Origin of the sequence: Nocardioides sp. NPDC092400 (assembly GCF_040684155.1) — a bacterium.
Classification (GTDB): Bacteria; Actinomycetota; Actinomycetes; order Propionibacteriales; family Nocardioidaceae; genus Nocardioides.
On record NZ_JBFBFJ010000001.1, the window covers coordinates 909,547 to 922,777 of the forward strand.

Genomic DNA, 13,231 nt, shown 5'->3' on the forward strand with positions numbered 1-13,231 from the left:
CGGGGAGTGCCTTGATCTGGGCTCGGCAGAGTTCAGGTCATCAAGGAACACACCGCCGGAGAGACCGGCGGACCACTCACCGGAAGGCTCCCTCCGATGCGCACCTCCACCACCACGAACCGCAAGAACACCCGCAAGACCGCCGCGAAGATCGCCGCCTCTGTCGTCCTGGTCGCCGGCGCCGCGTCGGTCGCGGGCCTCGGCACCTTCGGTGCGTTCACCTCGACGACCTCGGCCTCCGAGCAGGTCGCCGCGGGCACCATCACCCTCGGCCTGGGCGCCGCGTCCCAGCCCACCTCGGTGCAGGCCGCCGGCCTGGTCCCCGGTGACAACGTCCAGCGCGACCTCACCCTGACCCGCGGCGCCACCGACGAGAAGTTCGGCTCGGTCTCGATGACCACCACGCCGAAGGTCGGCAGCCTGCTCACCACCGACACCGCCAACGGCCTCAAGCTCGCCGTCGACCAGTGCTCGGTGCCGTGGACCAAGGCGACCCCCGCCGCGACGAACGGCGCCCTCACCTGCTCCGGCACGACCACCTCGGTGCTCGCCGCCAGCCCGGTCATCGGCGCCAACCGCGCCCTGCCCGTCGCCCTGACCTCGCTCAACGACGCCAAGACCTCCTACCTGCGGGTCACGATGACCCTGCCGGAGGCCGCGGGCAACGACTTCCAGGGCAAGAACGCCACCGTCGACTTCACCTTCGACGCCACCCAGCGCGCCGCCGAGAGCCGCTGACCACCAGCCAGCGGCAAGCCCCGGCAGCACGCCAGCAGCACCCCACGGATTCCGGTCGCCGACGGCGGCCGGAATATCGTGGCGCGCCCCGGAGGTTGAGCCCGGGCCGAGGGAAGCAGGAGCGGGTGACGGACGAGCAGGAGCAAGGCCGGGGTTCCACGAGCGCGGGGTTCCGCGTGCTGTGGGTGGCGATCCGGCGCGAGCCGTGGATCTTCACCCTGTCGACCCTCGGGAGCGTCCTGTTCGGCGCGCTGACCGTCGCCGACGCCTGGGTCCTGGGCTGGTCCACCGACCACGTGGTCCTGCCGGCCTTCGAGGACGGCGAGGTGGGCGCCGACATGCTGCTCGCCGTCCTCGGCCTCTTCCTCGGCGTCGCGATCCTCCGCGCGGTCGGCATCGTGGCCCGCCGCCTCGGCGCGGGCGTCATGCAGTACCGGATGCAGGCGCACACGCGCCGCGCGGTCACGCGCCAGTACCTCTCGCTCCCCATGGCGTGGCACCAGCGCCACCCCACCGGCCAGCTGCTCTCCAACGCCAACTCCGACGTCGAGGCGGCGTGGGGACCGATCGCGCCGCTGCCCATGGCCGTCGGGACGGTCGCGATGATGGCGATCGCCGTGGTCCAGATGCTGCTGGCCGACCTCGTCCTCGCCGTCGTCGGGCTGACCATCTTCCCGGTCGTCATCGCGGTGAACGTCGCCTACCAGCGCCTGGCCCAGGGCTGGATGACCCGGGCACAGCAGCTGCGCGCCGAGGTCAGCGAGATCGCCCACGAGTCCTTCGACGGGGCGATGGTCGTCAAGACCCTCGGCCGCGAGGGCGAGGAGACCGAGCGGTTCGCCGCCCGGGCGCGCGAGCTGCGCGACGTCAACATCAAGGCCGGTCGCATCCGCGCGGCGTTCGACCCGACGCTGGCCGCGCTGCCCAACCTCGGGGTGCTCGTCGTCCTCGCCGTGGGCGTCTCGCGGGTGCTCAGCGGCGCCACCGACGCCGGCGACGTGGTCACCGTGGCCTACCTGCTCACCATCGTCTCCTTCCCGATCCGCTCCATCGGCTGGCTGCTGGGGGAGTTCCCGCGCAGCGTCGTGGGCTACCGCCGCGTGCGCAGCGTGCTGGACGCGACCGGCGAGATGCCGTACGGCGACCGCACCGTGCCCGCGGGCGGGACCGGCCCCCGCGGCGCCTCGCTCGCGGTCGAGGGCCTCACCTACTCCTACGAGCCCGGCCAGCGGCTGCTCGACGGCGTCGACTTCTCCGTGGCCCCCGGCCGCACCGTGGCGGTCGTGGGCGCGACCGCGTCCGGCAAGAGCACCCTCACCATGCTGCTGAGCCGCCTGGTCGACCCCGATGGCGGTCGGATCCTCCTCGACGGCACCGACCTGCGCGACCTGGCCCGCGGCGAGCTCGCCGACGCCGTCGCGACCGTCCCGCAGACGCCGTTCCTCTTCGACGACACCGTCCGCGGCAACGTCACCCTCGGCGCCGACGTCTCCGACGAGGAGGTGTGGGCGGCGCTGCGCGCCGCGCAGGCCGACGGGTTCGTCGCCGCCCTCCCGCACGGCCTCGACGCCCGGCTGGGGGAGCGGGGGACCTCGCTCTCCGGCGGCCAGCGGCAGCGGATCTCGCTGGCCCGTGCGCTCGTGCGCCGCCCGCGGCTGCTGGTGCTCGACGACGCGACCTCCGCGGTCGACCCGGAGGTCGAGGCGCGCATCCTCGCCGCCCTCCGCGACGAGACCGGCGCCGGCCCGACCCTCGTCGTCGTGGCCTACCGCAAGGCGACGATCGCCCTGGCCGACGAGGTCGTCCACCTCCAGGACGGCCGCGTCGCCGACCGCGGCACGCACGCCGAGCTGCTGCGCCGGAGCCCGGCGTACGCCAACCTCGTCAACGCCTACGAGCAGGAGCACGAGCCCGAGGGGCAGGAGGTGGGCGCATGAGCACCGTCATGGACTCCGGCGAGGACATCGGTGCGATCCGCACCATCCGCCGCGGCGTGCACTTCTCGCCCGAGCTCAAGGAGGGCATCGGCGGCACGCTCGTGCTGGCGGTGCTCGCCTCCATCGGCCAGGTCGTCGTCCCGGTGGTGGTCCAGCAGGTGCTGGACCGCGGGGTCAACGGCCCCGACGGCCCCGACGTGTCGTTCACGGTCTGGGCCGGCGTCATCGCCGCGCTGGCGATCGTGGTGACCAGCTGGGCGTCGTACGCCATGACCACGCGGCTCTTCACCACGGCCGAGCGGGGGCTCGCGACGCTGCGGACCAAGGCCTTCCGCCACGTCCACGACCTGCCGCTGCTGACGCAGAACACCGAGCGCCGCGGCGCGCTGGTCGCCCGGGTCACCAGCGACGTCGACCAGGTCAGCCAGTTCCTCGTCTTCGGCGGGCTGCTCTTCGTGGTCAGCGTCGGGCAGGTGGTGATCGCGACCATCGTGATGGTCGTCTACAGCTGGCAGCTCGCCCTCGTGGTGTGGCTCTGCTTCGCGCCGCTGTTCCTGTCGCTGCGCTACTTCCAGCGCAAGCTCTCCGACGCGTACGGCACCGTGCGGCGCCAGGTCGGCCTGATGCTCTCCGCCGTGTCCGAGCCGGTCGTCGGTGCCGCGGTCGTGCGGTCCTACGCCGTCGAGGACCGGACCCAGCGCCGCATCGACGAGGCCATCGACGCCCACAAGGCCGCCAGCACCCGCGCGCAGGGCTTCACGGCGTTCTCCTTCTCCCTCGGCGGCGTCTCGGCCGGCCTCGCCAACGCCGGCGTGCTCATCGTCGGCATCTGGCTGGGCCAGGGCCGGCTGTGGGGCGGCGACATCACCGCCGGTGAGGTCGTGGCCTTCGCGTTCCTCGTGACGCTGTTCGTCGGCCCGGTGCAGATGGGCACCCAGATCCTCACCGACGCCCAGAACGCCATCGCCGGCTGGCGCCGGGTGATCGGCATCCTGGAGACGCCGGCCGACCTGGTCGACCCGGGCGAGGACGGCGTCGTGCTGCCGCGCGGCCCGATCGACGTGCGGTTCCAGGACGTGTCGTTCGCCTACCCCGGTGGTCCGCTGGTGCTCCGCGACATCGACCTGGCCATCGCCTCGGGCACGCGGGTCGCCGTGGTCGGCGAGACCGGTTCGGGCAAGTCGACCGTCGCCAAGCTGCTGACCCGGCTGATGGACCCCTCCGAGGGTCGCGTGCTGCTCGACGGCGTCGACGTCCGCGACATCCGGTCGGAGTCGCTGCGGCGCAGCGTCGTGCTGGTCCCGCAGGAGGGCTTCCTCTTCGACGACACCCTCGCCGCGAACGTCCGCTACGGCCGCCTGCACGCGACCGAGGACGAGATCCGCGCGAGCGCGGAGGAGCTCGGCCTCGGGGACTGGCTCGCCGGCCTGCCGCGCGGGCTGGAGACGCGCGTCGGGCAGCGGGGCGAGTCGCTCTCGGCCGGCGAGCGGCAGCTCGTGGCGCTGCTGCGCGCGCACCTCGCCGACCCCGACCTGCTCGTCCTCGACGAGGCGACCAGCGCGGTGGACCCGGCGCTGGAGATGCGCATCGGCCGGGCGCTCGAGCGGCTGATGAGCGGGCGCACGTCGGTGACCATCGCCCACCGGCTCTCCACCGCGGAGAACGCCGACGAGGTCGTCGTCGTCGACCGGGGTCGCGTCGTGCAGCGGGGGCCGCACGCCGCGCTCGTCGCCGAGGAGGGCGGCGTGTACGCCGGGCTGCACGCCTCCTGGATCGCCCAGCAGGGCCGCTGACCCGCCGGGCCGCCGCCCCGGGCCCGGTACGGCCCTAGCTGTGATACCTAGCCCCGCAGCTCCGCGGTGGTCGCCGGGGTCGGGCGCGGCGCGCTCGGCTGGCGCGCGTGGACGGCGACGCTCGCCACGACCAGGGCCGCGGCGGTCCCGAAGGCGACGGTCGGCGTCGTCGCCCCGGACAGCGCGCCGAGCCCGGCGGCGCCGACGGCCTGCCCGGCGGTCAGCGCGATGAACAGCGCGGCGGTCGCCTGGGCCGCCCCGCGGGGGACGACCCGGGTGGCCACGGCGATGAGCACGCCGCTGAGGGCGACGTAGCCGCCGCCGAAGGCGGCCAGCGCCACCGCCGCTGCCGGGACGCTGGCCGGTGCGGCCACCAGGAGCGCGGTCGCCGCCGCCACGACGAGGGCCGACCCCGTCCAGGCCCGCTGCGGACCCCACCGCACGACGAGGTCCCCGCTGAACGCACCGAGCACCCCGGCACCGCCGAGCACGGCCCACAGGAGGGCCGTGGTCGCCCCACCCATCCCGCCGTCCTCGCCGAGGAGCTCGCGCCCGAAGGTCCACACCGCGGCGCTCCCGGCGCCGGCGAGGACGGCGGCCAGCATGGCGGGCCGCACCGCGGAGAGGTCCACCCCCGGACGGTCCGCGTCCGGTCCCGCCTCTGCCGCCGCCCAGGTCGCGCGCCGGTCGGCCCACCACGTGGTGAGCAGCGCGGCGACGGCGAAGCCCAGCCACAGCAGGCGCCACTGGTCGGCCACCACCGCGGCGAGCAGGCCACCGGCCACCACCCCGAGCCCGGTACCGCTGTTGACCACCGCCTGCGCACGGTCCGCGGCCGGAGCCCGGACGGTGGCAGCCACCGCGGCCACCAGCGCCGGCGAGGCCAGCCCGGCGCCGCTGCCACCGACGAGGACCCCTGCGGCGAGGGCCGGGGCGGACCACGCGAGGCCGACCGTCGCGGACCCGGCGGCGGCGAGGAGGCCCGCCACCCACAGCGTGACCCGCGGGTGGCCGCGGGCGACCAGCCGGTGCGCGAGCAGCGCCGCGGCGCAGTACCCGGCGAAGCTGCCGCCGGCCACCGCACCCGCGATGCCGGGCGAGATGGCGAACTCGTCGGCCAGGACCGGCAGGTGCAGGCCGTAGCCGAACCGGACCAGCCCGTAGGTGACCGCAATGACGGCCGTCCCCGCCGCGACGACACCCCGGTGCTCCGTGCTTCCCATGCCTGCTCCTCGACAATAACGATCGTTACGGTGAGCCGATCGTTACAGTAACCGCATGGTGGAGGCCCAGACCCGGACGGGTGCCCGTGACCGCATCCTCGACGCCGCGGAGCGGCTCTTCTACGCGCACGGGATCGCCGCCACCGGCGTGGACGCGGTGCTGCGCGAGGCCGGGGCGTCGCCGGCCACCCTCTACGCGCAGTTCGGGGGCAAGGACGGGCTGGTCGCCGCCTACCTCGAGCGCCGGCACGACCGGTGGCGCGCGGCCTGGGACGAGGCGCTCGCCGCCGCCGAGGGGCCCGAGGCGCGGCTGCTGTCGGTCCTGGACGCCGTGGCCGGCTTCCGTCGGGAGCACGGTGCGACCCGCGGGTGCGCCGTGCTGGCGGCGGCCGTGGAGCTGCCCGCGGCCGGCCACCCCGCGCGGGCCTGGGTCGACGCCGACACCCGGCTGCTGCGCGAGCGGCTCCGCGGTCTCGCCGCCGAGGCGGGCGCGGACGACGCCGACGCGCTGGCCGCCGAGCTGCTGGTCGTCTACGACGGGCTCCTGGCGGCGTACGCCCGGGGGGACGCCGGGCCGGGGCCCGACCCGCTCGTGCTGGCCAGGGACCTCGCCGAGGCCGCCGTCGACCGGCGGACCCGCCGCTCGGGCTGAGCCGGCGACGGCCGGCGGTCGGGCGGCGGTCGGGCGGCGGTCGGGTGCTCGCGCCCGACCGGGGATACTGGCCCGGTGAGCTCCCTGGCCCCCGACATCGCCGACCGACTCAAGCGCACCGCCGACGGCCTGGTGCCCGCGGTCGTGCAGCAGCACGACACCGGCGAGGTACTCATGCTCGGCTGGATGGACGACGAGGCCCTGCACCGCACGCTCACGACCGGGCGCGCGACGTACTGGTCCCGCTCCCGCCAGGAGTACTGGATCAAGGGGGCGACCTCCGGCAACGTCCAGTGGGTCAAGCAGGTCCGCCTCGACTGCGACGGCGACACGCTGCTGGTCAAGGTCGACCAGGAGGGCGCGGCCTGCCACACCGGCGACCGGACCTGCTTCGACGCGGTGGAGCTGCCGACCCGTGGCTGACACCGCCGCCGCTCCCCAGACGCCCGCGACGCCTCCGGGCCGGCGCACGTTCGGGCCGGTCGTCCTGCTCGGCCTCGCCGGCGGCACCCTCGCCGCGGTCGGCGGCAGCAGGCCCTGGGCCGAGGTCGCCGGCGGCTCGGACCAGGCGGGCGCCGTGCTCGGCTACTCCCTCGGCGACACCGGCGAGATGCCGGCCGCGACCGCGGCGGCGCTGGTGGTGCTCGCCTGCTGGGGCGTCGTGCTGGTCACCCGGCGCCGGGTACGCCGCGCGGTCGCCGTCCTCGGCGCGGTCGCCGCGATGGGGCTGGCGGCCGCGGTCGTCGTCGGCTGGTCCTCGACGGTCGACGACCTGCGGGACGCCTACACCGCCGCCAGCTCGACGGCCGAGGTCGGCCGGACCGGTTGGTTCTGGGCCTCGGCGGTCGGGGCGCTGCTGACCCTCGTCGCCTCGGTCCTCGCGGTGCGGCTGGTCCCGCAGTGGCCGGAGATGGGCAGCCGCTACGACGCCCCGACCGGCGGCACCGGTGCCGACCCGGTCGCCCGGCCGGTGGAGGAGGCCACCAACATCGACCTGTGGAAGGCGATGGACGAGGGGCACGACCCGACGGCCTGATGCCGTCCCCGGTGTCGCTAGGATCGCCCCCGAACCTCCCGCACGACCCTCACCCCGACCCTGATCGAGGAGCACCACGCATGTCTGCTGACAACCACGGCAACACTCCCGCGGCCTGGACCGCCGTCGTGGTGGCCCTGCTCGGCTTCGTGGTCGGCGGCGTCGGGCTGATGCTCGACCCGATCAGCTTCGTGGTCTTCTGGGTCGGCGTCGCGCTGGCCGTCGGCTCGCTGGTGCTGTTCATCGTCATGGACAAGATGGGCCTGCACGGGTGATCCCGCGGTGACCCGCCGGCAGCGCCTCCTGGCGCCCGCGGTCACCATCGGCGGCCTCGCGGCCGCCACCCTCGCCCTGCACCTGCGCGACCCGCACGAGGGCGGCAGCTGGGGCGTGTGCCCGAGCGCGCTGCTCGGGCTCTCCTGCCCGGGCTGCGGCGGGCTGCGGGCGGTCAACGACCTCACGCACGGCCGGTGGGCCGACGCCGCCTCGAGCAACCTGCTGCTCGTCGTGCTGCTGCCCCTCGCGGTGCTCGCCCTCGCGGTGTGGACGGCCGACCGCTGGCGAGACCGGTCCCGCGCGCTCCCCGCCGGGGGGACCGCCTCCTGCGCCGCGGTCGGCGTCGTGCTGGTCTTCACGGTGCTGCGCAACCTGCCGGCCGGGAGCTGGCTCGCCCCCTGACCGGCAGGCCCGCGTCGCCACGACGGGCGACGCGTCGGCATCAGCTGGTCTCGATGCCGCCGTCGAAGGTCAGCGCGCCGGTCGCGAACAGGATGATCTGCAGCACCAGCAGCGCCACGGCGATGATGCCGAGGATGAAGCCCGCCTTGGCCATGCCGGAGCCGCCCTGGCCGGTGCGGGCGTTCTCCGCCTGGGCGCCGCGGCCGAGGATGATCGCCACCACGCCGAGCGGGCTGCAGCACAGCAGGCCGAGGATGCCGGTGACGAGGGCCCAGACGGCCTTCTTGTTGGTCGGCTGCGGGCCGCCGCCGCCGTAGGACGGCTGACCGCCGTACGGGGGCTGGCCACCGCCGTAGGGAGGCTGGCCGCCACCGTAGGGGGGCTGGCCGCCGGCGCCGCCGTAGGGCGGCTGGCCGCCGTCGTACGGTCCGGACGGCGGGGGCGGGTCGGTGTAGCTCATGAGGGGTCTCTCCTGGGTCTCGTGGCCGGGGTCCCAGCGCCCGGCCGGTGGAAGGACCGTAGCGGTCCGCGTGACAGACTCCTGGGAGGCGGAACCGCTGCCCGACGGCGCGGTCACACCCGTGCACCTGCCCGACCCGAACGAGATCCGATCCGAGGAGGACCCGTGTCCGTGCTCGACGACATCGTCGCCGGGGTCCGGGCCGACCTCGCGGAGCGCGAGGCGGCCCTCCCGCTGGCGGACGTGCGTGCGGCGCTCGCGGACGTCGACCCGCCGCTCGACCCGATGCCGCACTTCCGTGCGCCGGGCTCGAGCGTCATCGCCGAGGTCAAGCGCCGCAGTCCCAGCAAGGGCGACCTCGCCGACATCCCGGACCCCGCCGTGCTCGCCGCGGAGTACGCCGCCGGCGGTGCCGCCGCGATCAGCGTGCTCACCGAGCAGCGCCGGTTCGGCGGCAGCCTGGCCGACCTGCGCGCGGTCCGCGCGGCCGTCGACGTACCGGTCCTGCGCAAGGACTTCATCGTCTCGACCTACCAGCTCGTCGAGGCCCGGGCCGCGGGCGCCGACCTGGCCCTGCTGATCGTGGCCGCGCTGCCCGGGGACGAGCTGCGGCGGCTGCACGACGAGGCGCGCGAGCTGGGCCTGACCGTGCTGGTCGAGGTGCACGACGAGCCCGAGACCGAGCGTGCGGTCGGGCTTGGCGCCGAGCTGGTCGGCGTCAACGCGCGGAACCTGAAGACCCTCGAGATCCACGACGACACCTTCGGGCGGCTCGCCCCGCTCGTGCCCGACGACCGGGTCAAGGTGGCGGAGTCCGGGATCTTCTCGCCCGCCGACGTGCAGCGGTTCGTCGGCGAGGGCGCCCGCGCGGTCCTGGTGGGCGAGGCACTGGTGAAGGACGGCGACCCGCGCTCCGCGGTGCGCTCGATGACAGGGGTGGGTGCATGACGACCGAGGTGCAGCGCACGACCAGCTACGACGCCGACGAGCGCGGCTGGTTCGGTGGGCCCGAGAACGGCTGGGGCGGCCGGTTCATGCCGGAGGCGCTGGTGGCCGCGCTCGACGAGCTGACCGAGGCCTGGCAGGAGGCGATGGCCGACGAGGCCTTCGTCGGGGAGTTCGACGCGATCCTGCGCGAGTACGGCGGCCTGCCCAGCCCGCTCTACCACGCGGAGCGGCTCAGCCGGCAGGTCGGCGCCCGCATCCTGCTCAAGCGCGAGGACCTCAACCACACCGGCGCCCACAAGATCCGCAACGTCCTGGGCCAGGCCCTGCTGACCAAGCGGATGGGCAAGACCCGGGTCATCGCCGAGACCGGTGCCGGCCAGCACGGCGTCGCGAGCGCGACCGCGGCGGCGTACTTCGGCCTCGACTGCACCGTCTACATGGGCGCCGTCGACACCCGCCGCCAGGCGCTCAACGTCGCCCGGATGCACCTGCTCGGGGCCAAGGTCGTCCCGGTGGAGTCCGGCAGCGCCACGCTCAAGGACGCCATCAACGAGGCGCTGCGCGACTGGGTCGCCAGCGTCGACCACACCGCCTACCTCTTCGGCACCGCCGCCGGTCCGCACCCCTTCCCGAGCATGGTCCGCGACTTCACGCGCGGCATCGGGGACGAGGCGCGCGCCCAGTGCCTCGAGCGGTACGGCGTGCTGCCCGACGCGATCGCGGCCTGCGTGGGCGGCGGGTCGAACGCCATCGGCCTGTTCACCGCCTTCCTCGACGACGAGGCCGTGGCCATCCACGGCTTCGAGCCGGGCGGCGAGGGCGTGGACACCCCGCGGCACGCCGCGACGATCCACGCCGGCGACAAGGGCGTGCTGCACGGTGCACGGACCTACGTGCTGCAGGACGCCGACGGCCAGACGATCGAGTCGCACTCGATCTCCGCGGGCCTGGACTACCCGGGCGTGGGGCCGCAGCACGCCCACCTCGCCGCCACCGGCCGTGCGACGTACACGCCGGTGACCGACGCGGAGGCGATGGACGCGATGGCCCTGCTCAGCCGCACCGAGGGGATCATCCCGGCCATCGAGTCGGCGCACGCGGTCGCCGGTGCGCTCCGCGTCGCGCGCGAGCTGGCCGCCGAGAAGGGCCCGGACGCGACCGTGCTGGTCAACCTCTCGGGCCGCGGCGACAAGGACATGGGGACCGCCATCGAGTGGTTCGGCCTCGGCCGGACCGAGGCGGAGGTCTCCGACGACGTGACGGAGGAGCCCGTCGGATGAGCACCACCACCACGGTCGGCTTCGAGGCGGCGCGGGCCGAGGGCCGCGCCGCGCTCGTCGGCTACCTGCCCGCCGGCTTCCCGGACGTCGCCGGCGGCATCGACGCCCTCCGCGCGATGGTCGACGCCGGCTGCGACGTCATCGAGGTCGGCCTGCCCTACAGCGACCCGGTGATGGACGGACCCACCATCCAGGCCGCCGCCCAGCAGGCGCTGGAGCGCGGGGTCCGGACCACCGACGTCCTGCGCACGGTCGAGGCCGTCGCCGCGACCGGCACACCGACGGTCGTGATGACCTACTGGAACCCGGTCGAGCGCTACGGCGTGCCGCGCTTCGCGGCCGACCTCGCCGGTGCCGGGGGAGCGGGCCTGATCACGCCCGACCTCACCCCGGACAGCGCACCGGAGTGGATCGCCGCCGCGGACGAGCACGACCTCGACAAGGTCTTCCTCGTCGCGCCGTCGTCCACCGACGAGCGGATCGCCATGACCACCGCCGCGTGCCGCGGCTTCGTCTACGCCACCGCCGTCATGGGCGTCACCGGCGCCCGCACGACCACCAGCGACCTCGCCGGCCCGCTCGTCGCGCGCACCAAGCAGACGACCGACCTGCCCGTCGGGGTCGGCCTGGGCGTCAGCAACGGCGCCCAGGCGGCCGAGCTCGCGTCGTACGCCGACGGCGTCATCGTCGGCTCGGCGTTCGTGCGCTGCCTGCTCGACCACCCCGACGACCGCTCCGCCGGCCTGCGCGCGCTCACCGCGCTGACCGAGAACCTCGCCGCGGGGGTGCGCCGTGCGTAGCCCGCGCCGTTCCCTGACCGCCCGCGCCCTCGCCGGTGCCCTCGCGGCCGGCCTGCTCCTCGCCGGCTGCAGCGGGGGAGACGACGGCGGTGGCGGCGCGGCGACCACCGGCAGCGTCGTGCAGCCGCCGTTCGACGTGGCGTCGGCGCCGCTGACCGACACCGACGGCCGTGCGTTCTCGCTCACCGAGGACACCGACGCCCGGCTGACCCTGGTCTTCTTCGGCTACACCCAGTGCCCCGACATCTGCCCGCTGGTGATGCAGACGCTCACCTCGGGGCTGAGCAAGCTCACCGACGCCGAGCGCGAGCAGGTCGAGGTCGTCTTCGTGACGACCGACCCGGCCACCGACGAGGCGGCGGTGCTGCGTGACTACCTCGACCGCTTCGACCCGTCGTACGTCGGCGTGCGCGGGGACCTCGACACCACCGTCGAGGTCGCGAGGTCGGTCGGCGTGTTCGTCGCCGACGGCGAGCAGCTCGACTCCGGGGGCTACGACCTCGGCAGCCACGGCACCTACCTGATCGCCGTCGACGGCAACGACCAGGCGCCGATGTTCTGGCGCCAGGACACCTCCGCCGCGGAGTACGCCGCCGACATCTCCAGCCTGCTGGGCGACGCGTGAGCCCCGAGCTGGTCGCCGGCCTGGCGGCCCTGACGATCCCCAGCCCCGACCAGGGCACGTGGCACCTCGGCCCGGTGCCGATCCGGGGCTACGCCCTCGCGATCATCCTGGGCATCGTCGTCGCGGTCTGGCTCTCCGAGCGCCGCTGGATCGCGCGCGGCGGCACCGCCGGCGACATCCAGGACCTCGCGATCTGGGGCATCCCCTTCGGGCTCGTCGGCGGCCGGCTCTACCACGTCGCCACCGACAGCGGCCGCTACTTCGGCGAGGGCAACGACCCGATCACCGCGCTGTACGTGTGGCGCGGGGGCCTGGGCGTCTGGGGCGCGATCGCGCTCGGCGCGGTGGGCGTGATCATCGGCGCCCGGCTCAAGGGCATCAAGCTGCTCCCGGTCCTCGACGCCATCGCGCCGACGGTGCTGGTGGCGCAGGCGATCGGGCGGTGGGGCAACTGGTTCAACCAGGAGCTCTTCGGCAAGCCCACCGACCTGCCGTGGGCGCTCGAGGTCAGCGACTCGACCGCCATCGGGGCGGGCTTCGCGCCCGGCACGACGTTCCACCCGACGTTCCTCTACGAGTGCCTGTGGAACCTCGCCGCCTTCGCGCTGGTGGTCTGGCTCGACCGCAGGCTCCGGCTCGGCCACGGCCGCGTCGCCGCGCTCTACGTGATGGCCTACACCGCCGGTCGCGGCTGGATCGAGATGCTCCGGATCGACGACGTCGAGCTCTCCGACGTGGGCGGCCTGCGGTTCAACGTGTGGACCTCGATCGTGCTCTTCGTGCTCGCCGCGGCGTACTTCGCCTGGGCCTCGCGGCGCCACCCGGGACGCGAGACGACCGTTCACACCGACGGCCGACCCGCGGTCGCGGGCGGGACGCCGGCCGGGAGTGATGTTCGCGACGACGTCACCGGGTGACGCTGGATGACTTCGACCCGCAACGCGGTGGTAATCTGAGGTCTCCGCGTGGGCCAACGTCGTCCCTGCACCCACCCTCAGCTCCCGGGCCGTCCGGCCCGCGCTGATCCTGCATGTGCCGACCAGCCGGTCACCCGTCACGGA

At 74.8% G+C, this 13,231-nt stretch carries 15 protein-coding genes; 13 read left to right on the top strand and 2 right to left on the bottom strand.

The features are described 5' to 3' along the window. The first annotated feature begins 96 nt into the window (after positions 1-96). From AB0N29_RS04510 to AB0N29_RS04520, 3 genes are all read left to right on the top strand, one after another. Positions 97-738, top strand: coding sequence for a TasA family protein (locus tag AB0N29_RS04510; RefSeq protein WP_302270810.1), 642 nt, complete (start codon positions 97-99; stop codon positions 736-738). Positions 739-863: 125 nt separating this feature from the next. Further along, positions 864-2,675 (top strand): ABC transporter ATP-binding protein, encoded by a 1,812-nt coding sequence (locus AB0N29_RS04515; RefSeq protein ID WP_364864437.1) that lies wholly within the window; start codon positions 864-866, stop codon positions 2,673-2,675. Further along, the gene (locus tag AB0N29_RS04520) at positions 2,672-4,468 is read left to right on the top strand and encodes an ABC transporter ATP-binding protein (protein WP_364864438.1); all 1,797 of its coding nucleotides are present in this window, start codon (positions 2,672-2,674) and stop codon (positions 4,466-4,468) included. Before AB0N29_RS04515 ends, AB0N29_RS04520 begins: the two co-directional genes overlap by 4 nt. 47 nt (positions 4,469-4,515) lie before the next feature. Here AB0N29_RS04520 and AB0N29_RS04525 read toward each other — a convergent pair whose 3' ends face one another. Then, positions 4,516-5,691, bottom strand: a complete 1,176-nt coding sequence (locus AB0N29_RS04525; RefSeq protein WP_364864441.1) for an MFS transporter — start codon at positions 5,689-5,691, stop codon at positions 4,516-4,518. A gap of 55 nt (positions 5,692-5,746) precedes the next feature. Between AB0N29_RS04525 and AB0N29_RS04530 the strand changes: the two genes are divergently transcribed. The 5 genes from AB0N29_RS04530 to AB0N29_RS04550 all read left to right on the top strand — a co-directional run bounded on the left by AB0N29_RS04530 (position 5,747) and on the right by AB0N29_RS04550 (position 8,057). Continuing rightward, positions 5,747-6,343 (top strand): TetR/AcrR family transcriptional regulator, encoded by a 597-nt coding sequence (locus tag AB0N29_RS04530; RefSeq protein ID WP_302270815.1) that lies wholly within the window; start codon positions 5,747-5,749, stop codon positions 6,341-6,343. A 75-nt stretch (positions 6,344-6,418) separates the two neighbouring features. After that, positions 6,419-6,766, top strand: coding sequence for a phosphoribosyl-AMP cyclohydrolase (gene hisI, locus AB0N29_RS04535; RefSeq protein WP_364864444.1), 348 nt, complete (start codon positions 6,419-6,421; stop codon positions 6,764-6,766). Then, complete coding sequence (locus AB0N29_RS04540) at positions 6,759-7,379, top strand: Trp biosynthesis-associated membrane protein (RefSeq protein ID WP_364864446.1); 621 nt, start codon at positions 6,759-6,761, stop codon at positions 7,377-7,379. The genes hisI and AB0N29_RS04540 overlap by 8 nt, the downstream gene beginning before the upstream one ends. Positions 7,380-7,459: 80 nt before the next feature. Next, positions 7,460-7,654: an HGxxPAAW family protein gene (locus AB0N29_RS04545; RefSeq protein ID WP_302270819.1), complete on the top strand. Its 195-nt coding sequence runs from the start codon at positions 7,460-7,462 to the stop codon at positions 7,652-7,654. A gap of 7 nt (positions 7,655-7,661) precedes the next feature. Further along, complete coding sequence (locus AB0N29_RS04550) at positions 7,662-8,057, top strand: DUF2752 domain-containing protein (RefSeq protein ID WP_302270821.1); 396 nt, start codon at positions 7,662-7,664, stop codon at positions 8,055-8,057. 40 nt (positions 8,058-8,097) lie between these two features. Here the strand turns inward: AB0N29_RS04550 and AB0N29_RS04555 are convergent, their stop codons facing one another. Next, positions 8,098-8,517 (bottom strand): DUF4190 domain-containing protein, encoded by a 420-nt coding sequence (locus AB0N29_RS04555; protein ID WP_302270823.1) that lies wholly within the window; start codon positions 8,515-8,517, stop codon positions 8,098-8,100. A 165-nt stretch (positions 8,518-8,682) separates the two neighbouring features. Here AB0N29_RS04555 and trpC point away from each other — a divergent pair, with 165 nt between their 5' ends. Genes trpC through lgt form a run of 5 tightly spaced genes read left to right on the top strand, consistent with a single transcriptional unit; the run spans position 8,683 to position 13,087 of the window. Then, positions 8,683-9,465: an indole-3-glycerol phosphate synthase TrpC gene (gene trpC / locus AB0N29_RS04560; protein WP_364864450.1), complete on the top strand. Its 783-nt coding sequence runs from the start codon at positions 8,683-8,685 to the stop codon at positions 9,463-9,465. Next, the gene (gene trpB, locus AB0N29_RS04565) at positions 9,462-10,745 is read left to right on the top strand and encodes a tryptophan synthase subunit beta (RefSeq protein ID WP_364864452.1); all 1,284 of its coding nucleotides are present in this window, start codon (positions 9,462-9,464) and stop codon (positions 10,743-10,745) included. The genes trpC and trpB overlap by 4 nt, the downstream gene beginning before the upstream one ends. After that, positions 10,742-11,545, top strand: a complete 804-nt coding sequence (trpA, locus tag AB0N29_RS04570; RefSeq protein ID WP_364864454.1) for a tryptophan synthase subunit alpha — start codon at positions 10,742-10,744, stop codon at positions 11,543-11,545. The genes trpB and trpA overlap by 4 nt, the downstream gene beginning before the upstream one ends. Beyond that, positions 11,538-12,170, top strand: coding sequence for an SCO family protein (locus AB0N29_RS04575; RefSeq protein ID WP_364864456.1), 633 nt, complete (start codon positions 11,538-11,540; stop codon positions 12,168-12,170). Before trpA ends, AB0N29_RS04575 begins: the two co-directional genes overlap by 8 nt. Then, the gene (lgt, locus tag AB0N29_RS04580; protein WP_364864459.1) at positions 12,167-13,087 is read left to right on the top strand and encodes a prolipoprotein diacylglyceryl transferase; all 921 of its coding nucleotides are present in this window, start codon (positions 12,167-12,169) and stop codon (positions 13,085-13,087) included. Before AB0N29_RS04575 ends, lgt begins: the two co-directional genes overlap by 4 nt. The last annotated feature ends 144 nt before the right edge of the window (positions 13,088-13,231 follow it).

Excerpts from the sequence above, each read along its gene's own strand:
- AB0N29_RS04520 (WP_364864438.1), top strand. The coding sequence starts at position 2,672 with ATGAGCACCGTCATGGACTCCGGCGAGGACATCGGTGCGATCCGCACC.
- AB0N29_RS04525 (WP_364864441.1), bottom strand. The coding sequence starts at position 5,691 with ATGGGAAGCACGGAGCACCGGGGTGTCGTCGCGGCGGGGACGGCCGTC.
- AB0N29_RS04545 (WP_302270819.1), top strand. The coding sequence starts at position 7,460 with ATGTCTGCTGACAACCACGGCAACACTCCCGCGGCCTGGACCGCCGTC.
- trpA (WP_364864454.1), top strand. The coding sequence starts at position 10,742 with ATGAGCACCACCACCACGGTCGGCTTCGAGGCGGCGCGGGCCGAGGGC.
- trpB (WP_364864452.1), top strand. The coding sequence starts at position 9,462 with ATGACGACCGAGGTGCAGCGCACGACCAGCTACGACGCCGACGAGCGC.
- AB0N29_RS04510 (WP_302270810.1), top strand. The coding sequence starts at position 97 with ATGCGCACCTCCACCACCACGAACCGCAAGAACACCCGCAAGACCGCC.
- AB0N29_RS04530 (WP_302270815.1), top strand. The coding sequence starts at position 5,747 with ATGGTGGAGGCCCAGACCCGGACGGGTGCCCGTGACCGCATCCTCGAC.
- AB0N29_RS04555 (WP_302270823.1), bottom strand. The coding sequence starts at position 8,517 with ATGAGCTACACCGACCCGCCCCCGCCGTCCGGACCGTACGACGGCGGC.